Raw genomic sequence first — 455 nt, forward strand, 5'->3', positions numbered from 1 at the left:
GTCCAGAGCGAGGTGGCCTTGCCGAAGTCGCGCGGGCTGCGGTGGAGCATCTCGCGGAGCCGGCGGCGGCCGGCGTCATCGAGGACGGAGCGGGTCTGCTTGGGCCGCGAGGATTTTTCGCGGATGCAGGCGACCCCCTCGGCCTGGAAGGAGCGGATGGCGTTGCGGACGGACTGGACGCAGCAGCCGACCGCGGCGGCGATCTCGCCGGGCCTGCAGCCGTCGGCGCTCTGCAGGAGGGCCTGGCACCGCCGGAGGGTGAAGGCGTCGGGGGAGCGGAGGCCGGCCTTCAGGGCCTGCCGCTCCTCATCGGAGAGGGTGCGGACGAAGGTGGGTGGCTTCATGACCGACGATCATCCATCAGCGGACGCGGATTGCACAAGACCTCTCTTGATATTGCACTAGGCCGTCAAGCTCGTCACCGAGGGCGGCAAGAACCTGGCAGAGGTCTCCAG

At 69.5% G+C, this 455-nt stretch carries 1 protein-coding gene; it reads right to left on the bottom strand.

Annotation, left to right across the window (positions count from 1 at the left end; genetic code table 11):
* A partial coding sequence (locus tag I6F37_RS39510; RefSeq protein ID WP_225154305.1) for a helix-turn-helix domain-containing protein occupies window positions 1-344 on the bottom strand: 344 nt, incomplete at its 3' end.
* Window positions 345-455: the final 111 nt, after the last annotated feature.

This window comes from Bradyrhizobium sp. NBAIM08 (assembly GCF_020193935.1).
Classification (GTDB): domain Bacteria; phylum Pseudomonadota; class Alphaproteobacteria; order Rhizobiales; family Xanthobacteraceae; genus Bradyrhizobium; species Bradyrhizobium yuanmingense.